We start from the raw sequence: 22599 nt of genomic DNA, 5'->3' as shown, positions 1-22599 counted from the left end.
ATTTTAATTAATAGGTAAGTGTTTGAATAGCGTGAGAAGGAATATTCAACGTTATTTCCTTTTCATCAACAATTAATTTATATGTAATTTCTGCAGCTGTTTTATTCATTACAACCGTTGCAATTGTTCCATCTTCATTAGCAAAAGAAGTGCTTTCAAGCGTACTTCTACTCGACGTTGTGCTTACTCTTTTTGCATCTGGTCTTATAAATTTTGAAAAATGACCTATATAGTAATACGTTGGCGTATAAATTAACTCCCCACTTTGTGTATCTGCATGTATTGGAGCAAAGCAAAAGTTTCCAACGTGGTTAGGACCTCCAGTTTCGTCTAACAATACATTCCAATCTGTCCAACCAACAACACCATTATTAAAATCATTTATCATAGAATTTCCATAACGTTCTGCATTGGACCAACGTTGGTAGTGAGCAGAGTCAAAAGATTCTTGACAACCTTCAGTAAATAATAAATTTTCAGCAGGAAATGAATCGTTTATATTTTGTAAATTTTTGTAATTAGGTTCAGCACCTGTCCAAGTTTCGTAACAGTGAAACCCAATTCCCCAAGCATATTTAGCTGCTTCAGGATCTTCAAAAATTGTATTTGCTCTATGAGAAATCAAATCACGGTTATGATCCCAAACCACAATATTTTTATCTCCTAAACCTTCTTTTTCAAATGTTGGACCTAAATAATTTTTTAAGAAATCTCTTTCTTCTTCCGCAGTATAAATACACGATTCCCAGCGTTGTACTGCCATAGGTTCATTTTGAATAGTAACTCCCCAAACAGGCATTCCTTCTGCTTCATACGCTTTGATAAATTTGGTGTAATAAGTTGCCCAAGATTGATAAAACTCCGGTAATAATTTACCGCCCTGTAGCATGTCTTTTTTTCCTTTCATAAATGAAGGAGGGCTCCAAGGACTTGCATAAAAAACAACATCATTTTTAATAAGATCCATTGCTTTTTTAATCATTGGAATTCTAAATTCTTTGTCTTTTTCTATAGAAAAAGTTGTTAATTCTTTATCACCTTCTTCAACATAAGTAAAACTTTCAGGGCTAAAATCACAGCTATGAATACTTGTTCTTATGATATTATTACCAATACCATCTTTGCTATAATTGGCTTGTAAAAACTCTTCTTCTTTATCCTTAGATAATTTTGAAAAAACAACAGCAGATGCATCTGTAATAGCGCCACCAATACCTAACATTGTTTGAAAGGTTTTTTTAGTGTTTACAAAAATGGCAACTTCAGTTTCTAAATGCTGAACGGCTTTGTTAAATTTATAATTTCCTGTTAACGATAGTTTTAAATCACTTTCTTTAGCTGTGGAATATACAGTCACTTCTTTTTTTATTGAAGTCACAGTAGTTTGTTGTTTTTGAGTTTCTTTTATTACTGGTTTTGAGCAAGAAACTAAGGCGCATACGGTAAGTATTAGCGTTAAATATTTATACGTCATATTATTAAAATTTAAGAGTTATTACCAAATATAAGTTCCAACTGCACCTGCATCTAATGTTGTTGTAATTGGCTCGTCTTCAGCATTTATATTAAAGGTTTTTTGAACTCCAGTATTGTTTAATACAATAACAACAATATCACCGTTTGGAGCTTTAAAAGCAACATTTGGCAATTCAGAAATATTATTTGAATTTATTCTTTTAGAACCTGGTCTTACAAATTTTTAAGCATGTGCAATAATATAATACGCTACGTTTTTAGTAACCGTATTTCCGTCGATAGTTAACGCACCTAAGCATTCTGTACAACCACCATTTGTATGTGGTTCTAAATTTGAGTCGGCTGCTAAATTCCATTCTAACACTGTTTTACACCAGTTACGTGTAGCACCAATAATAAGTTCTCTGGTATGCCATTTTAAATTATCTTCAAATTTTTCATTTAAACCAACCCATTGCTCAGTAAAATATAGGTTTTTATCGGGATGTGCTGTATGAACTTTTGTTAAATCGTTGATATTTCCACCATACAAATGAAATGCAGAACCATCAATATATTTTTTAGCATCTAAATCGTTTAAAATTGAAATAGGGTAATCAGTTCTATCAGCATTATGATCGTAAATTATTATTTTAGTTGAAATTCCATCAGCGATTCTACCTGCATAACCTCTAAAATCATTATTTTTAGCACGAATTACGGTTTGAACAGGAAATCTAGCATCAATTTTATTTGTATCACTGATTATTTGAATAGTTTCTAGTGTATGTAATAAAGGAGAGTCCTGATACCAATTCATATTTCTTGAACGTTCAACTACATTGTCTCCACACAATGCAGAAATTGGAATATAATGGATATCTTTTATCATCATCTTTGATGCTATTTCTTCATATTCCTTGACAATCCTATTAAATACAATTTCGTTATAATTAACTAAATCCATTTTATTTATACATACAATAATATGCGAAATTTGTAATAAAGAAGCAATATATGAATGCCGTTTTGTTTGCTCCAGAACACCTTTCCTAGCGTCAATTAAAACAATTGCAACATTTGCTGTAGAAGCACCTGTTACCATATTTCGAGTATATTGGAGATGACCAGGAGTATCAGCAATTATAAATTTTCGCTTTGGTGTTGTAAAATAACGATAGGCTACATCAATAGTAATCCCCTGCTCACGCTCATCTCGTAAGCCATCAGTGAACATGGCTAAATCAATTGAATTTAGACCTTTCTTCTTGCTTGAATTTTCAACGGCAACAATTTGATCCTCAAAAATAGATTTTGAATCGTATAACAACCTACCTATTTAAGGTACTTTTTCCGTCATCAACATTTCCTGCTGTTATAAAACGTACTAATTGATTTTTATCTTTTTGCATACTATTCAATTTATACCCTTCCTTTTAAAAGAGTTATGTATGAGAATTAAAAATAACCTTCTTTTTTTCTATCTTCCATTGATGTTTCAGAACATTTATCATCTGCTCTATTACCACGTTCTGTTTCTCTCAGAGCTGCCACTTCTTTAACTATTTCAATTAATGTAACAGCCTTACTCTCAATACCACCACTAATTGTAATATCACCCAAGGTTCTAAATCGAATTTTTTTGTGTAAATCTTTTCATTTTTTATGGGTTGTAAAAATTTTGATACGGGTATCCAACTATTGTTTCTCCATACAACTCTTCGTTCATGTGCAAAATACAATGATGGAATCTCAATATTTTCTTTTAAAATATAGTTCCATACATCCATTTCGGTCCAATTACTAATTGGAAAAATACGAAAGTGTTCCCCTTGATGCATTTTAGCATTGAATAAATTCCACAACTCTGGTCTTTGATTTTTAGGATCCCACTGTCCAAACTCATCTCTATGTGAATAAAATCGTTCCTTTGCCCGGGCTTTTTCTTCATCTCTTCTTCCTCCTCCAACAGCACAATCAATTTGATAAGTTTCTATAGCATCTAATAATGTGGTGATTTGCAACAAATTTCGTGAGGCATTTTCTCCTTTTTCTTCTATTACTCTCTTTTCATCAATGGCTTTTTGAACACTCCCAACCAATAAATCTACGTCTAATTCAGAGACCAACTTATCTCTAAATTTGATAGTTTCAACGAAATTATGACCTGTATCAATATGAAATAATGGAAATGGAACTTTACTTGGATAAAAAGCTTTTTTTGCCAAATGAGTTAATACAATTGAATCCTTACCTCCAGAGAAAAGAATCACAGGATTTTTAAATTCTGCATATACTTCACGAAGAACAAAAATGGCCTCTGATTCAAGTTCATCAATATAATTTTGGTAATATTTTGCCATTTATAATCTACTTTGAATAAATGAAATAATCTTATCCACGGCCTCTTTAGGTGTTTCTTTAATTGTGTTAATTTCAATTGAAGGATTTACAGGTTTTTCATATGGAGAACTTATCCCTGTGAAATTTTTAATTTCACCCTTACGTGCTCTTTTGTATAGACCTTTAACATCACGCTATTCACAAATTTCTAATGGTGTATTTACAAATACTTCAATATAATCTTCGCTTCCTATGATATACTTAATTTCTTCTCTGGTTTTGATATATGGAGATATAAAAGCTGCTATTACAACTATTCCAGCATCTACAAATAATTTCGCAACTTCGGCTGTACGTCGTAAATTTTCATTTCGATCTTCTTTTGAAAAAATGAGATCTTTATTTAAACCTCTTCGTAAATTATCGCCATCTAATGTATAGGTGTTAATTTGTTGCTCAAATAATCTCTTTTCTAATAAATTTGCAATGGTTGATTTTCCAGAACCTGATAATCCTGTAAACCAAATTAAAAATGAGTGGTGCTTGTTTGCTTTTTTTCGATTTTGCCGATTTATTGAATATTCTTGTTTATTATTATGATCCATCAATTTTTGATTAACTATAAAATAAGGATTCAACAAATTTTCTTTGTTATATTTAAGTTCTTCTCCATTATTAGGAACTTGCATTACTTTTAATCCAACGGCATTACAAATAGCATGTCCGGCAGCTGTGTCCCATTCCATTGTTGGTGCAAATCTTGGATATATATTGGCTTTCCCCTCTACTACTAAACAAAATTTCATAGAACTTCCTTTGGAAACAACTTCTATTTTCTTTCCTTTTTTCCTTAAATTAGTAATAAGTTCATCTGTTTCAACACTTTTATGAGTACGGCTCCCAATTACTTTTAAGTGATCAATCATTGTTTTTATCGGAATAATTTCATCATTACTATTTGGGATTATTATGTCAGAAGAATTATGTTCTTTTAAAACAATTTTATAAGCTTTATTGGTAGTAATATTTCCATAATATAAGGTTTTATTATCAGGCACATAAATAACTCCAAGAATTGGTTTGTTTTTCTTGATTAAGGCAATATTAACTGTAAATTCTCCATTTCGCTTTATAAATTCTTTAGTACCATCTAATGGATCAACTATCCAACATGTTTCCCAATTCTTTCTTTCAGCATATTCCACTTGCTTGCTCTCCTCGCTAATGATGGGTAAATTTGTTTTTTTTAGAAAATTTTCAATTATAGTATTCGCATTTTTGTAAGCAACAGTGAGTGGAGAAAAATCTGATTTTAATTCAACATCAAAATTTTTGTTGTAGATTTTCATAATTTCAGCACCAGCTTCTATTGCAGCTTTTATAGCTGTAGAAAGTAATATATCCATATCTGTTAGAAGTAAAATACTTAAGTAAGTATTATAAAATTCAAATATTGCTGTAAATGTAAAATATTCATATTGAAGTTAATTTAAAAAAAACTAAGACGATTTCATTTTTCAATATATAAATTTTAATCTTTCTCTTCTGCTACATCCTGCGTAGTTTAGTAAAACCTTTGTTTAAAAGATCCTTAAAAGAATGGATTATAATCAACTTCTATGATTATTTAGGCCTCAAATATTTTTCAGCATTAAATAGATTGTGTGCCAATATATTGAAACAAATTTCATCATTCAGCAATTTCTACATAATCAAATAAAGCATAGTTATCTTGGTTTGGGTTATGATCTCCTAAAAAAGTTAAGTTTTCTACACTACAAAAAATATAAAAAGGAATAGAACCATCATACTCAAGATCTAAACGAACTAATTCATTATTATTGATATACCAAACTGCTTGGTATTTCCCATTTACAATTAATAGCTCAATCTGTAAAGTATACCACTGATTTCTTTTTATTTTATGTGGAATAGACTGAAAAGGATTGTCTTGTGATGTCATATATACAATCAAATCATCATCAGTTGCATCTAGACTTTGACGTACAGCAGTTGTTCCATAACCAATCTCAAAATCCAATTCATGAGTTTCATCAAAATAGAGAAAAGCTCCAATACTTGCCATATCTCCAACACCCATTTCAGGAACAAAAACTCTCCAAGAGTATTTCCCCTTCTTGTATATTTTATCCACGGTTCTTACTTTTGGTCTATCCCAAGTATTAGCCCTTGTAAAAATATTTAAAACACCATCATTTATATTATAATTTATTATTCCATTCATGTTTTGTGAACCATCAACCCACCCATCAAGCGTTTCAAAATCCCAAAAATTATAATAATTAGGAATTTCAATTGGTTCTTGAATTTCGTCATTATCAGATGAACATCCAAATAGAGTTAGTGCGAAAATAGTAAGCCCAAAAAACTGAATTAGATTTTTCAGATTAGAAATTTTATTTATTTGTTTATAGATTAAAATATTTTTCATTTTGTAATAATTTATGAATATTAAATTAGAAAACTTAACGAGTGATTAGCTTGTAATGTCCTCTACAAACCTATAAATAACCTCCTTAAAATAGGTGGGTGTTTTCTGCGATATAGTAGGTCATATTAGTAAAATTCTTATTTTATTGACTCTTATAGAATTTAATATTAATTTGAATTATGCACACTTAGCGTTGGTTTTAAAATGCGATATACTTTCCTAAAAATAAGTTGGTTTATTTTTTACTAAACAGTTTATAAACTACAGCCAGAATAGGCTTGTTCTTTTGAATTACGGCTACATTAGCCATAAATTATCCATTTTATTTTATGAATTCTATAGTGCAACTAAGGAGTCAACTATTTAACAAGTTTCCAATTCTTCCTTTTAGTGTAATTTGCTTGCTTATTTACCTCACTAATGATAGGTGAATTTGTTTCTATAAGAGAATTTTAATAAAATTATATTTGCTTGGATCCTACTTCTCTATTACATCGTAGATCGCTTGTTTAAACCAATGTTTAAAATATTTTATTAAAGAATATATTACGGTCCGATAATGAAATTATTTTAAATATTTTTTTGGATCATCAAGGTTGTGTCTAAAAATGGATTATTGAAACTAGGAGTTTTATCATTTAGAGAATTCTACATAATCAAAAAGCGCATAGTTATCTTGATGTGGTATATGATCTCCTAAAAAAGTTAAGTTTTCTACACTACAAAAAATATAAAAAGGAATTGAGCTACCATATGAAAGATCTAATCGAACCAATTCAGAATTATCAATAGACCATACTGCTTGATATTTTCCATTTACAACTAGTAATTCAATCTCTAAAGTGTACCATTGATTTCTCTTTATTTTATGCTTAGCAGTATTGTATGGATTACCTTGTGAAGTAGTATATACAATCAAATCATCAATTGTTGCATTTAGATTTTGGCGAACAGCAGACGTTCCATAACCAATTTCAAAATCCAATTCGTGTGATTCATCAAAATAGAGAAAAGCTCCTATACTTGTCATATCTCCAACGCCCATTTCTGGAACAAAAACTCTCCAGGAGTATTTTCCTGTATTGTATATTCTATCTTTAGTCCTGATTTTTGGTCGATCCCAAGTATTGGCTCTGGTATAAATGTTTAAGACTCCATTCCCATTATAATTAATTACTTCGTTCATGTTTTGGGAACCATCAACCCATCCGTAAAGTGTTTCAAAATCCCAACGGGTATAATCATTAATGTATTTAATTGGTTTTTCAAATTCAACTATACTATATGTATTGTATGAGCAACCGGGAACAGACAATGCAAAAATTACAAACCCAAAAAATCTGATTAAATTTTTCAGATTAGAAGTTTTATTTGGTTGATTATAAATTATAATATTTTTCATTTTGCTATATCCTATAAATTAGTATAAAATTTAAAAATTAAACTTAAGTAAAATTAAGCTGTAATTTTCTTTACAAAAGTATAAATATAGCATTAAGACAGGTGGATATTTTCTGCAATATGGTAGGGCATATTAGTGAGTTTGTATCTATTATTAATTCTTGTAGAATTTAATATTAACCAGTACCGTGTAATTTGAGTTAATTTGATATTATTTTACATGTTCTCCAAATATTGAAATAATGATTTGGATAGATAATTATGAATAGCTTTTATAGAGATATATTTTATTTCTTTAGTAATTATTTTAAAATAGAAAAAAATATTTTTTGTAAATCAAATTTTTCGTCATGAAAAGTGGCATGTTTGGAAAAGCACTTTCTATATGATTGCAAGAAAACAGGAGGTATCAATAATATTTCAAATTTTATATTAGTTCATATTTGGTTAAAAAAGAATCTAAATCCGAATTTTCAGCTTCTTTTTTAAAATTAGTTGGTGTTTTTTTGAAATGTACTTTAAAAGATTTTGAAAAGTACTTAGGATCATTAAAACCAACTTCAAAACAGGCTTCTGAAATTGAATAGCCATCTTTACAAATTAAAATAGCAGCTTTTTTCAGACGCATTAACCGAAATAAATCAACTATTGTTTTTCCTGTTAAATTTTGACATTTCCTATAAAGAGATGAATAACTCATATTCAATGTTTCAGAAAGGTTTTCTAATTTGAATTCAGCATTTCCTAATTCAGAATTTAAGATTCCAATTAATTTTTCCAAAAAGAGGATATCTTTTGATTTTGAATTACTTTGTTCAGGAGTGCTAATGTACTGAGAAGTAAAATTAGAAAAAGCCTTCTCATGTGATGCCAAAATATTATGAGTTTTTAACTGCAGTTCTTTAATGTCAAATGGTTTTCTAATAAATTCAATTGCACCATATTCCAATCCTTTTAATTTAGTTTCGGTTGTATTTTTTGCAGTTAACAATATTATTGGTATGTGAGAAGTTTCATTATTATTTTGTAGGTTTTCACACATTTCCAAACCATTCATAATTGGCATTGAAATGTCAGAAATTATAATATTTGGCTGCTCTTTTTTGGCAATAGCTAGTCCTTCAGCTCCATTGTCAGCCAAAAGTATTTTATAATTATTACGAAATATATCATGTAAAAAATTTTGCATTTCAAAATTATCTTCTACAATTAAAAGTGTTGATTTACTATATTTTGAATTTTCAATTTGAGCTAACTCAAGCGGTTGTTTTAAGCTTGTTTTTAATTCGCTAATTGGTTTTTTTTCACAATTAACTATTTCTTTTTTAGAATATTTTGATTTATTCAAAGGTAAATACACAATGAATTCTGTACCTTTATTTCGTTCGGAATTAATAATTATTTTCCCTTTATGAAGATCAATCAATTCTTTTACAAGTGCCAATCCAATTCCAGTTCCTCTAAATTTTTTCCCTTTATTAGTTCTATAAAATAATTTAAAAACATTGGCATGTTCTTCTTTTGAAATTCCAAGTCCAGAATCCGCAATTGAAATCATAAACATACTTTTTTCGATATTTAATTTTGTTTCAAGCTTGATTTTCCCTTCACGTGGAGTGAATTTAAATGCATTTGAAAGTAGATTATAAATAATATGTTCAAAGAGTTCAATATCAAACCACAATTTAAATGATTCCTCAAAATTCTTTTGCTCAAAATCAATTTTTTTAAATCGTGCCTGCTCAGTAAATGATTCAGCAATCTCTTTTATTTCTTTTATAATATCCTTTTTAGAAACTTTTAACTTTAATTGACCTATTTCCTTATTTCTAATTGTTGTGAGTTCATTGGCAATCCTTGAAAGGCGTTTTGCATTATTGGATATAATTTTTAATCGTTGGGTTAATAATAAATCTCCCTTTTCCTCTGAATTTGTAAGCATTTTTTCAATAGGGCTTAAAATTAAGGTTAATGGTGTCTGAATTTCATGAGACATTTTTGAAAAAAAGTTCATTTTCTCAGCATAGATTTCTTTTTCTTGGTTATTTTTTAATTTTTGTAGAAGTAAATTTTTTCTAAGCTTAACCCATCTATAAATACTATAAATGACAACACAGAACATAATGAAATATAATAAATATGCTAAAGGGTGGTTCCAAATTGGAGGGTGAACTTTAATTTGGATGGTTTTTACCGGAATATCCCAATTTCCATTTTTAGTTGCCGCTTTTACTTCAAAAGTGTAATCCCCCGGAGGAATATTAGTATAAGTAGCTATTCGCTCATTTTGAGTAATTTTCCATTCATCATTAAAACCTTTCAATCTGTAGGCATAAAAATAATTCGAATTTAAAATAGTTCCTATTGAGGAAAAACGAAAGGAAAATGATGATTGATTATAGTTTAAGTCTAACCGTTTTACTTGTTCTATCCCATTTTTAACTTGTTCTGGAATTAATGAGGATGCTGATTTGTTAAGGACTTCAATTGAATTTATGTGTAGCTGAGAAATGATAGGAACTTTTGAAATATCATTAGGATTAAAGCCATTCACACCATTCATGCCGCCAAAATAAAGAAAACCAGACTTGTCTTTAAAGGCACTCCTCTTAATATAATAATCGTTCTGAAAGCCATCTGTCCTATAATAGTTTTTTATGATTGAATCCTTAATATTATAATTCCATAGACCATGAGTAGAGCTTAGCCAAAGGTTATTTTCATCTTCCATTAATACAGTTTGGAAAGTAACATTTTTAAAAGATTCATAGTCCTTATATTCTTTAAATATTTGATTAATAGTGTTATAATAAAAAAGTTCGCCTAGAGAATTTACTATCCAAATTCCTTTTTTAGTATCAGCTGCCATAGAAGTAATTGAATAATCTTCAGCTACTTGATTGATTTCTTTGGCATATTGAAATCTTTGAAAATTGGAATCTACAAAGATTTGCTTTTCATTAAATTTAAAAAGACCACCTCTATCCATACCTATCCAAATATTGTTATCGGAATCCTCAACAATGCACCTAACCAAATCACCAAAAAGTCCCTTCTCATCAAAGGGAAAAGAGGCTATTTTTTCTTTTTTAGAATTATAAAGGTATAAACCAATATCAGACCCCGCCCAAATTCTGCCTTTTGAATCATTAAATATTGTTAAAACGTCGGTGGCTTGAATTCCTTTAGAGTTAGAAATCGGTATTTTAGAAATACCCTTTGTTTTTGAGTTATAAAACCATAATCCATTTTTATAAGAACCAATCCAGATATTACCATTTTCATCTTCTATAATTGATTGAATATAATCACCTTCGAGAGAGTTTTTAATATTTAAAAATTGATTTTCACTACCTGTTGTAAGGTTTGTTTTTGTCAATCCTTTACCATCTGTTCCTATCCAAAGATTATTATTGGAATCTTTAAAAACTGACAATACTCTTGCTGATATATTTTTTATGGAACCTTTATGATGATAAATATTATTTTCATAATTTGGGAGTATATTAATGTCTCCATAATTTGTGATTACCCATAAGTTATTATTGGAATCTTCATTTATGTTAATAATAGAATTACTGCTTAGAGCGTATTGATCAAAAGAATTATGTTTAAAAAGCATTATTTCTCCGTTACTCGGATTAATACGATATAACCCTTCTCCATCTGAGCCTGCCCAAACAATCCCTTCACTATCACAATAAAGAGCCAATATCATATCCTTAGCTAAAATATCCACATTATCTTGATAATATGAATGTTGAATGAATTTATTTTCAGCCTGATTATATTGAAATAAACCCATGTATTCTGAACCAATCCATAAATCATCATTTTTTCCTAAGGTTAGATAAAGGATACCAGGATATTTATTAAAGGGGCCTTTTATTTCATGTAATTTATCTTTAGCTTTTGAATATTTATAAAGTACTCCAATATTTGTGCTTATTATAAGATCGTTATTTTTTGTAATTTCAAAATCTACTATTTCAGTTTTAGTGAATTTAATATTTGGAATAGTTGTAATGCTATCAAATTTAGAAGTGATTTTATTTTCTAGGTAAATGGTTCCTAAATAATCTGTCAACCAAACTTGATTTTTAATTGTAAAGATTTTATTAACTAAAACAATCTTATCTGATTCAGAAAACAAGTAATTTAGTTGAGTATAATTTCCATTGATTTCTCTTCTGGCAAGTAATCCATTTCTCGAAAGAATTAAGATATTTCCTTTTGAATCTATTTCTATTCTTTCTATGGCATCTTTAATTTCTTTTTTATTAAAAATAGAATCAATCGAATCAAACCAATATTCATAACCATCAAATTTTAAAATTCCTGTATCTTGTGACATCCAGACATACCCTAAACGGTCCTCAACCGTGTTTTTTATCATCCGGTACCCACTATCTGTTTTGGGAGACAAATGTGAAAAATTAACATTATTCTGACTTCTTAAATTAATGATATTAATTATAATGAATAGGAAAATTAAATATGATTTTGTCATTTTTGAAGAAAACAATTATTTCGCAATAATATGACTTATTCTTTTGAGTTCACAAATTATTAATACTATTTTAACATTTATTTCTATTTGAGTTGCTATAAAATGGTATTTTACTAATATATCATACGTTATTGCAGAAAATATTTACCTATTGTAATAAGATTGAATGTAATATTGTTAAGAGAATTCTATGTTGTGTGTGCAAATTAGTTTTCAAAACCACGATTAATCAAATAAATAACAATAACATGAAAATCAAATACATATCCCTGATAGGTATCTTTTATCTAATGGCAGTTTCAAACTTATTAGCACAATCCAATATTAATATTATTCCACAGCCACAAGAGCTCATTATTGGAAAAGGTGTTTTTACAATTAATAGTCAAACAGAGATTTTGTATTTGGCTGAAAGCAAGCATGAAGCAATCATATTACAAGAATTTATTCAAAATGGGTTAGGTAGTAAAATAGTAACTGTTCAATCAAATAAACAGCATTCTGGAAGTATCATATTTAAGCAAAACTCAGAACTTGAAAAAGAGAGCTACGAACTTGACGTATCTAAAAATGGTATACAAATTATAGCTTCCACTAATACTGGTTGGTTTTATGGAATTCAAAGTTTAAAGCAATTATTTCCGGAAAGCTTTGGTTCATCTCTATTAGAAGGCACATCTATTAACATTCCTAAAGTTAAAATTAAAGATGCCCCAAGATTTTCTTGGCGTGCATTTATGCTTGATGAAGCCAGATATTTTAAAGGAATGAAACAGGTGAAAATGCTTTTAGATGAAATGGCTCGATTAAAAATGAACGTTTTTCATTGGCATTTGGTAGATGATCAGGGATGGAGGATAGAAATTAAAAAATACCCATTGCTTACAGAAATTGGCTCCACTAGAGCAAGCACCCAAGTTGGGCCTTTACTTTGGGATAGCCCTATTCAATCTGCTGAATCACATAGCGGTTTTTATACTCAAAATGAAATAAAAGAGATTGTTAAATATGCTTCGGAAAGACATATAACCATAGTGCCAGAAATTGAAATGCCTGGACATGCAACGGCCGCTATTGCTTCTTATTCTTGGTTAGGCACTACTAAAAAAGAAATTGAAGTACCAATTAAATTTGGTGTTAGTGAGGAAGTATATGATATTAGCGATCCTAAAGTTTATCAATTCCTAACAGATGTACTTGATGAAGTTATGGATTTATTTCCATCCAAAGTAATCCATATAGGTGGAGATGAAGTAAAGTACACTCATTGGAAAAATTCTGATACTGTGCAAACCTACTTGAAAGAAAACAAATTGGCTACGCCAGCTGAATTGCAGGTTTTCTTTACAAATAGAATTTCAAAATATTTGGAGAGTAAAGGAAGACATATGATGGGATGGAACGAAATAATGGGTCATCAGCTACATTCTTATCAGGAATCTGAAGATAATATAGCGTTGGGTCAAGAATTGGCAAAGGGAACAATTATTCATTTCTGGAAAGGCGATATATCGCTACTAATAGAAGCTGCCAGTAATGGTTATGAAATTGTAAATTCTTTACATTCAAACACTTACTTAGATTATAATTATAAGACTCTGCCATTGTCAAAAGCATATGCTTTCGATCCTATTCCAGATAATCTTGATCCTAAATACTACGACAAGGTAATTGGTTTGGGCTGTCAAATGTGGAGTGAATGGATTCCAACAAATGGCGAAATGCAATTTTTAGTATTTCCAAGAATAGCTGCTTATGCAGAAGTTGGATGGACCAAAAAAGAAAATAAAAATTTTGATAATTTTAAGTTAAGACTAAAGAGTTTACAAAAAATTTGGGAGCAAAGAAGTATTTATTATGCTCCAGATTCCTCGGTAGTAAATGATGAGGTGAAAAAATAATCAGAACTTAAAAATTCAGATAACCTGCATTCTTAATATTATCTACCTACTCAAATGAAAAAATATTCTGATTAAGAAAACAATTAATTACTAACTATTATGAAATACTTCATACTGATTTTTACGCTCTCTACACTGATTTGTTTTAATACTTTGAATTCTAAGGGCGAACAAGTATCAAGCAGTAAGGAGGCTCATCTATTTGAAAAACCAAAAGTAAAAGCGTTTCTTTTGCACATGGCACATTACGATCCTTCTTGGAACATAAGAAAAGAATCTGAGCCACCTTTCTCTTTAGAGGTAGGTTTAGCAATTCTGAATAATATGAAAGAATCGGGATTTAATACTGTCATATTAGATATTGCAGATGGCGTAATATATAATTCACATCCGGAATTAACTCGGAATTACAGTGTCCCAATGGATGACCTAAAACAATTCGCAGATAGAGCCAGAGAATTGGGGATTGACTTTATTCCTAAATTAAATTTTTCAAGAAGCGGAAGAAATTTGCATGACAAATGGCTATACCCTCACTGGGATGAGCTTAATTTTGTTAGCAAACGAGACGATTACAGAAAGGTTGCGTTAGAGGTAATGGATGAGATTATAAATGTATGTAAGCCTAATAACTATTTTCACATTGGTATGGATGAGGACCACCACAGATCCTTAACCCAGTATGTGGAAACCATTAAATTTTTTCATGACTACCTTAAAAATAAAGGGCTTCAGACTATAGTATGGAATGATACCGCCTATGAGAATCGCGATGTTATTGCACAAGTACATGCGGATAAAATGAAGGCAGCCGAACCAGATTTGCCTAAAGATATTACACATGTGGTGTGGGATTATGACTTGGTGCACAGAGATCTTGTGCAACGATTAACAAATTTTGGCTTTGAGGTTTGGGTAGCTCCAGGCGATAATCTTGAGCGAATTGAAAAATGGGATGAAGTTATGAAAAATGAAGGCGGAGATGGATTTTTGTTTACTAAATGGATAAAGTGCTCAGATGAAAATAGAGAGATATTGTTAAGCCATATAGATAGATTTAAATTTATAAAATGAGCATTTAAAGAAATAATAATATGTATCATCATTTAAAAATATACAATTGCCATTTAGTTCATGTCACATCTATTTTGTGCTTCCTGTTATTTATAAGTTGCAAGAATGAAGACACCAACAACAAGGAGATATCGAATGAATTTGAATCTCAAATCATCATGTTTGAGGAGTTTGATAAACCAGGGAAGCCCTTATCAGATGTTGGTTTTGAATGGTCTTTTGTAAATGATATGTATCCAAATCAACAAAAATGGGAAGATTTTGTGCCCGGAGATGGTTATGCCTATATTACAATTGATTCCGATACTGAAAATGATACCGATGACACATTTCCTTTTCAAACCATATCATTCAAAAATATAGGACCAGGCCATCGCCTGGAAATGTTTGCAAAAGGTCTTGCCGTATCTGGAGTGGGTGGATTTATATTCACATACAATGAAGACACTACTTTTGACGAAATTGATATTGAAATTGTGCCTGATGATACAGGTACCTTACAGGTGGGTCATCAAACAGACCCACCTGATGGATGGACGGATGCTCGTTTTAATTCATGGAGTAATTCAAGCCTAACTGATTATATGCCAGAAGCTTCTTTTAAAAAGCCGGTTGCTGATAGTAATGGAAGAAAATTCTCTCTCAATGATGATCGTTTCCATACTTATACCATTGATTGGCTCCATTTCCCTGGCGGGGATAAAAGGAACGGCAGAATTGATTTTTATATCGATAATGTACTCCAACAAACAATAAATTCTCCGGTTCCTGATGGCCCATCAGGTGTAATAATGGGATTTCGCCAAATGAATTGGACTGGATCATTGAATTGGTCAGGGACCCATACCATGCTTATTGATTGGGTTAAAATAGAAACTATTGAACCAAATAAATAAGCTTAAAGTTGTAATAAACTTAGCAAACTTCACACACTAACAATGTTTATTCTTGGCTTAAAATTAAGTGATTAAGTTATGCTTAATTTCTATTGATTTCTCTATTAAAAAGTAATCCAATTCTTAAAAGAACTAAAAATAAATATCAATATTTATATATTTCCATTCTCTTAAGAGTTTTTTAATTGTATCATATTTAAAATAATTCCATATTCTTAAAATAATATTTACATTTAAATTATTTTGATTTTAATGAATAATGACAATTATTTAATATAAATATGATATTAGAGTCTAAAAAAAGCGTATTTATTAATATGTAATACCATATTGCAGAAAATATTCACCTCTACTATTATGATTGTATATAATTTAGCTTCAAGCTAAAAGTTTAGGTAAACACCTAAATATTCTGGCCCTTATTAACATATTAAAATAATATTAATTAAACTTTATCTTATGAAAAAAAGAATTTTTAAATTTTTATTTCTACTATTGTTTGGAGTGACTTTTGCCATTCAAGCACAGCAGAAAGAAGTGAAAGGAACAGTTTCTGATTCAGATGGGGTTCCACTTCCTGGAGCTACAATTCTAATTAAAGGAGTTTCAAAAGGAGTTTCAACTGATTTTAATGGAAATTTTTCTATTAATGCTTCCAGTGGTGATGTTCTTTTAATTTCATTTTTAGGTTATAAATCTAGGGAGATTACATTAACTACTCAAACGACGCTAAATGTAGTGCTGACGTCAGATATAAGTCAGTTAGATGAAATTGTAATAGGTTATGGTAGTGTTAAAAAGAAAGATTTAACAGGATCAGTTAGTGTGCTTTCAACAAAGGATTTTAATACGGGACCTATGACAGGTGTGGAAAATTTGATACAAGGGAGAGCCCCAGGAGTACAAATTTCGACAGTTAGTTCTGAACCTGGAGGAGAAATGTTAATTAGAATAAGAGGTAATAATTCGGTTAACAGCAATAACAGTCCATTATACGTAGTTGATGGGTTTCCTATGGAATCCCTTGATAATAGTCTTAATCCATCGGATATTGAATCTATTAATATTTTAAAGGATGCATCTGCAACTGCAATTTATGGTACAAGAGGTGCTAATGGTGTTGTTGTTGTTACTACAAAAAGAGGAAAGGAAGGAAAATCAATAATATCATATTCAGGGAGTTATTCTACACATGAGGTGGATGTTAATGCTTATGATTTTCTTAATGGAGCTGATTATGCCAATATAAAAAATGAAACAGACGTTCTAAGTGGTTTTCAACCAACTTATTCACAGGAGGCAATAGCTAGAATTGATGCATTAGGATTACAAACAAATTGGATGGATGAAGCCTTTAGAACAGGAACTACAAGCGATCATCAATTATCAATTAAAGGCGGCTCAAAGGATACTAAATTTTTCTTTAGTGCTGGTGCTTATTCATGGGATGGAGTAGTTAAAAACACGTCTTTTGACCGTTACAATGTGCGTTTGAATGCCGATCAAAACTTATTAGATGGTAAATTAAAGTTTGGTATCAATACTTCACTTTCAACAACTGAAACTAACTTTCTTGGTTTTTCAGGAAATTCTTTACAGGATAATATATTAAGAGGAATTTTTAGGGCAAATCCAATAGTTCCAACATCAGAAGCTTGGAGTACATTATCAGATTTAGATAAAATTTTGATTTTTGGAGGTGACTCTAAACCAGGAAATCCATTGCAATCAATAGATATTGCAGATAATAAATCAAGTAATTATTTTGTTCTAGCTAATGCATTTTTAGATTTTTCTATTTCAAAAGACTTTAAATTTAAAACACAAGGAGGTGTTCGAGTTACAAATTCAAAGGTTAGAAGATTTTTACCATCATATTCAAATTTAGTAGCCTCATCATTAGAACCTGGTGCTGCAACTTTAGACAGTGGTTTGTATAAATATTATACTTTTGAAAATGTTCTTAGTTTTGATAAAGTTATTGATAAACATACCATAAATGCAATACTTGGGGCAACTCATGAGTGGAGCGATAATGAATATTTCTCGGCTGGGGCTAAAGATTTCACAACAGATGCTTTAGGATACTACAGCCTACAATCGGGAGCTACTCCTTTAACCCCAGTTTCATATGTTTCTTCTACGGAACTTATATCTTATTTGTCAAGAATTAATTATTCTTACGATGATAAATACCTATTTACCTTTACTTTCAGAAGAGATGGATCATCAAAATTTGGAGCTGGTAATAAATGGGGAAATTTTCCAGCAGCAGCTGTCGCATGGAAGGTTAATAATGAAGACTTTTTTAAAAGCGATGCTATCTCAACTTTAAAATTGAGAGCTAGTTATGGAATTACTGGTAGTGATCGATTTAGAGTAGGTCTTGGTCAAAGCACATTTTCCGCATCGGCTCCCGTGACAACAGACGGAGCTAATTTAGATATGGGAACAATTTCATCAAGAGTGGGAAATAGCGATTTACAATGGGAAGAAACTCAGAAAATTGATCTTGGTCTTGAAATGGGATTTTTCAATGATGAATTAACTATGGAAATTGCCGCTTATAAAAATAATACTTCAAAATTATTATTACAAAAGAGCTTACCGCCTTCAAATGGTATTAGTTCAATATTAACCAATTCAGGTGAAGTTCAAAACAGTGGGATTGAATTAAACTTGAACTTTAATCACAATTTCAAATCTGGTCTTAATTGGAATTCTAATTTTTCAATTGCCTATAATGAAAATGAAGTGAAAGAGTTGATTTTACCTGCAGGAATTGACTTTTTGCAAGGACCTCAAGCAAGAATTGATGGATCTGTATTTGGATCTTACACAATATTAAAAGAAGGATTGCCGATTAATTCTATTTATGGTTATAGATTTTTAGGGATATTACAACCTGGAGATGTATATGAACCACAACCAAATGCACAACCTGGAGATCCTTTGTTTAAAGATCTTAATGGAGATGGAGTAATTAGTGCTGATGACAAAGAAGTTTTAGGGAATGGATATCCTAAATACACATTCGGTTTTAATAATTCAGTTAGCTATAAAAATTTCACTTTATCTGCATTTTTTGCTGGAGTAGTAGGTGTTGATAAAATCAATGGTAATAATATAATAGGATATCAATACAATACTTTAGAAATTGCAAAAGAACGCTGGACACCTAATAATTTAGAAGGAACTTTACCACAAAAGCTATGGTCTGGGGATAGATGGGTAAATGATCGTTTTATTGAAGATGCTTCATATGTTAGAATGAAAAACATAAGCTTGGCTTATAATTTTAATTCTAAAACATTAGAAAAAATAGGTTTAACTAGTCTGCAAATCAATGTTACAGGGTTAAATTTATTAACTTGGGATAGTTATTCAGGATTTGATCCAGAGGTAAATTCAAAGGGGAATGGCGGAACAAATCTTAATGTAGCTTCAGGTCTTGATGCCTATTCTTATCCGTATCAACGATCATTTAGCTTAGGATTAAAAATAGGAATATAAAATATAAATATCATGAAAATAAATAGAATAAATAAAATTATCAAAACTTGCCTGTATTTATTGTTTTTTATTACAATAAGTTCATGTGATGATGATCTAACAGAAGAATTAAAAGGAGATCTTTCCATATCAACATTAACTACAGAAAGTGATGCTATTGCTTTAATTGATGGCATTCATAATGGAATGTTCGATGACGGATGGGGATATTACGGAGCTGGAGTTATGGCTCGTGCCACAGATGGAATTACTGATGTATTCAAAATTAGCGATATCCATTATGCCGAATTGGAAAAATATCAATGGAGTAATGAGAATATTGTAGCTCCTATTTGGGTAAGTATATATAAGGTAATTGACAGAGCAAACTGGGCTCTTCAGTTAATTGAAGGGATGGATGATAGTTATTTTGGTGAAATTGGAACAAAAAACAAATTGTTAGGTGAAGCTTCTTTTTTGAGAGGAATGGCATATTTTGATTTGGTTGGTATGTTTGGTGGAGTGCCGTTAAAACTTGAACCTACTACAACTGATATACCTGGTCTATCTAGAAGTTCAGCAAGTGATGTCTATGTTCAGATTGAAAAAGATCTTGAGTTCGCAATTGCAAATTTACCAGCTAATGGCAGCTCACCTGGTCGTGCATCTAAAGGTGCTGCTTACGGAATATTGGCAAAAGCACAATTAAGACAATTAAAATGGGCTGAAGCAGGAGAAAATATTGATGCCCTTATAGCATTAGGTGTTTATGATTTATTCACAGAAGATTCGTTTTTGAAATTATTTTATGAATCAAAAATATTGGACAATGAATTTATCTTTTCTATTTTATCTATGGGAGAATCTTATAGTACAGCTTCAAATCATCATGTAAAGTTTTTTACACCATGGAGTTATGATACAGGGTGGGCTAATGTTGGTTTACCTCCAACAATATATAATACAATAGAAGAAGGTGATGAGAGATTAGAAGTATATTTAGATGATTACCCTCAATTATATGGAGGTGCTCTAAGAAGCGCAATTGATCAATTTGGATTTGCAATTAATAGAAAATTTGGACATTATAATAGAGACGTAACAGCACCTGGTACTGGATATGATGCGTATAAAAACTATGGTATATCCAAATTAGGTGTTCCGGTATTACGTTACGCAGATGTATTACTCTTAAAAGCTGATATTGAAAATGAATTAAATGGTCCAAATGGTGAAGCTTACGAGGCTATTAATCAAGTAAGGAACAGATCGGGGCTAGGCAATCTTCAAGCAGGTTTAAGTAAAGAAGATTTTAGAGATGCTGTACTTAAAGAAAGAGCAATAGAATTAGCAGGAGAAGGTCACAGAAAAGATGATTTGATAAGACATGGTTTATTTGAATCTACAATGACACGATATTTAAGTGATCAAGGATATCCTGTAAATGTAACTGTTAACCATCAGTTGATGCCAATTCCTCGTTTGGAGTTAGATTTGAATCCTAATATGGAACCAAACCCTTCAAATAATTTTTAGGTTAATTTGAGTAATCAATGGTCTTCCTATTGAAGGCCATTGATTTTTATTTAGTTATTTAATGTTTATGAAAAATTTATTTTTTTTATTGAGTTTGCTTTTGGTAATGCACTCGTGTAGTTTTTTTTCTGGGAAATCCAAAAATAAATGTGAAATTGGATTAATTGAAATGAAATCAATTTCTGATAATGCCTTGAAGATAAACATAAATGTTACGACTTCAGAAGGAACAGATGCATATATTAGGTATTGGAAATATCTTGACAAAGAAGAAAAAGATTCCATTATATTTTATTCGCCAATATCAAAAGATTCAAATCAACATAAATTAATATTAGTTGATTTAAATTTAAATACTAAATACTTTTTTAATGTTATTGTACAAAAGGAAGAGCAAAAAAAAATCAGTAAAACGTATCACTTTAAAACATCAGTAAAAACACCTTGGGTTCCTTACTTTAAAAATTTAGATAGTATGGCAAATGTTGGTTTTGAAGGATATTTACATTTTCATTCTAGACAAGTACCAGGCTATCTTTTTATTATTAATGGCAACGGAGAATTAGTGTCTTATCAAAGAAATAATCAAAATTTTAAGGTTTCCAAATGGACAAAAAATGAAACAATGTTGGGTATTCTTAGTAATGATACGCTACATTTTACAAATGGAAATAAAATAATTGAATATGATAAATTTGGAAATATCTTATTTGAAGCAGAAACTGGTAAAAATGGAATTGATAAATTATTTCATCATGAAGTTGATTTAGATGAAAATGGAAACATTATTACATTGGTTTATGATGAAAGAATAATTGATTTATCTTCTGTAGGCGGCATAAAAAAAGACACTGTAAAAGGAGATGGAATTATGGTTTTAAATCATAATGGGGAAAAAGTTTGGGAATGGTCAGTCTTTGACGTAATGAACCCATTAGAAGATAAAAAAATATTAAAAAGTAAAAAAGATTGGTTGCATGCCAACTCTTTATCAAAAGACAAACAAGGAAACTATATCATCTCATTTAGAAACATTAGTCAGATATGGAAAATTAATGGACAGACGGGAGAATTAATATGGAAGTTAGGTGGCTTGAATAGTGATTTTGAAATGCCTGAAAATACAGTATTTTCTGGGCAACACAATATTAGGTTTAACGAAAATGGAGAATTAGTTTTGTTAGATAACGGAAATTTGAGATTTAAACCAGGGCATATTCAAAGTTCAGGAAATTTAAAAATTTCAGATATTAATAAAACCACACATTCTAGATTATTAACACTTTCATTGGATACCATAAAAATGAAAGTGCACCCATTAAAAATTGTCAATTTTCCACATAAATATTTTACACATTCGCAAGGAAGTGCAGAATATATTAATGATAGTTTAGTGATTTTCTGTAGCACAAATACGAAAAGATTAGTTTTTACAAATAGTGAAGGGAGTTTGTTAGGTATTATTCCGCTAGAATATTCAACATATAGGACTCAATATATTAAAATGCTATATGATACAAGTTTTGCAAATTAATAGTA

At 30.3% G+C, this 22599-nt stretch carries 11 protein-coding genes and 3 pseudogenes; 6 read left to right on the top strand and 8 right to left on the bottom strand.

The genetic code is table 11. The annotated features are described in order from the left end of the window. Positions 1-7 precede the first annotated feature (7 nt). The 8 genes and pseudogenes from CHB63_RS14065 to CHB63_RS14025 all read right to left on the bottom strand — a co-directional run bounded on the left by CHB63_RS14065 (position 8) and on the right by CHB63_RS14025 (position 12047). Complete coding sequence (locus CHB63_RS14065) at positions 8-1474, bottom strand: glycoside hydrolase family 30 protein (protein ID WP_089379118.1); 1467 nt, start codon at positions 1472-1474, stop codon at positions 8-10. Between the two features lie 21 nt (positions 1475-1495). After that, positions 1496-1648 (bottom strand): glycoside hydrolase family 30 beta sandwich domain-containing protein, encoded by a 153-nt coding sequence (locus tag CHB63_RS17495; protein WP_176420391.1) that lies wholly within the window; start codon positions 1646-1648, stop codon positions 1496-1498. A 51-nt stretch (positions 1649-1699) separates the two neighbouring features. Continuing rightward, a pseudogene (locus tag CHB63_RS17485) lies at positions 1700-2867 on the bottom strand (GTP-binding protein). Between the two features lie 46 nt (positions 2868-2913). Continuing rightward, positions 2914-3818: pseudogene (cysD, locus tag CHB63_RS14050) on the bottom strand (sulfate adenylyltransferase subunit CysD). After that, positions 3819-5204: pseudogene (gene cysC, locus CHB63_RS17445) on the bottom strand (adenylyl-sulfate kinase). 284 nt (positions 5205-5488) lie between these two features. Next, positions 5489-6250, bottom strand: a complete 762-nt coding sequence (locus CHB63_RS14035) for a hypothetical protein (protein WP_245857005.1) — start codon at positions 6248-6250, stop codon at positions 5489-5491. 634 nt (positions 6251-6884) lie between these two features. Then, positions 6885-7652, bottom strand: coding sequence for a hypothetical protein (locus CHB63_RS14030; RefSeq protein WP_245857001.1), 768 nt, complete (start codon positions 7650-7652; stop codon positions 6885-6887). A gap of 426 nt (positions 7653-8078) precedes the next feature. Then, positions 8079-12047, bottom strand: a complete 3969-nt coding sequence (locus tag CHB63_RS14025; RefSeq protein WP_176420387.1) for a hybrid sensor histidine kinase/response regulator transcription factor — start codon at positions 12045-12047, stop codon at positions 8079-8081. A gap of 362 nt (positions 12048-12409) precedes the next feature. Here CHB63_RS14025 and CHB63_RS14020 point away from each other — a divergent pair, with 362 nt between their 5' ends. The 6 genes from CHB63_RS14020 (at position 12410) to CHB63_RS13995 (ending at position 22594) form a co-directional block, all read left to right on the top strand. After that, complete coding sequence (locus CHB63_RS14020; RefSeq protein WP_089379115.1) at positions 12410-14062, top strand: beta-N-acetylhexosaminidase; 1653 nt, start codon at positions 12410-12412, stop codon at positions 14060-14062. A gap of 99 nt (positions 14063-14161) precedes the next feature. Then, a complete protein-coding gene (locus tag CHB63_RS14015; protein WP_141107316.1) occupies positions 14162-15136 on the top strand; it encodes a hypothetical protein in 975 nt (324 codons plus the stop codon). Positions 15137-15210: 74 nt separating this feature from the next. Next, positions 15211-16032: a glycoside hydrolase family 16 protein gene (locus CHB63_RS14010; RefSeq protein ID WP_176420385.1), complete on the top strand. Its 822-nt coding sequence runs from the start codon at positions 15211-15213 to the stop codon at positions 16030-16032. 459 nt (positions 16033-16491) lie between these two features. Further along, positions 16492-19545: a SusC/RagA family TonB-linked outer membrane protein gene (locus CHB63_RS14005; protein ID WP_089379112.1), complete on the top strand. Its 3054-nt coding sequence runs from the start codon at positions 16492-16494 to the stop codon at positions 19543-19545. Positions 19546-19557: 12 nt separating this feature from the next. After that, positions 19558-21060: a RagB/SusD family nutrient uptake outer membrane protein gene (locus tag CHB63_RS14000; protein ID WP_089379111.1), complete on the top strand. Its 1503-nt coding sequence runs from the start codon at positions 19558-19560 to the stop codon at positions 21058-21060. Positions 21061-21229: 169 nt separating this feature from the next. Beyond that, positions 21230-22594, top strand: coding sequence for an aryl-sulfate sulfotransferase (locus CHB63_RS13995; protein WP_217898420.1), 1365 nt, complete (start codon positions 21230-21232; stop codon positions 22592-22594). The last annotated feature ends 5 nt before the right edge of the window (positions 22595-22599 follow it).

Source organism: Lutibacter flavus (genome assembly GCF_900188355.1).
Classification (GTDB): domain Bacteria; phylum Bacteroidota; class Bacteroidia; order Flavobacteriales; family Flavobacteriaceae; genus Lutibacter; species Lutibacter flavus.
The sequence above is the reverse complement of the archived record's forward strand: the minus strand, read 5'-3'. Positions and strand labels throughout refer to the sequence as shown.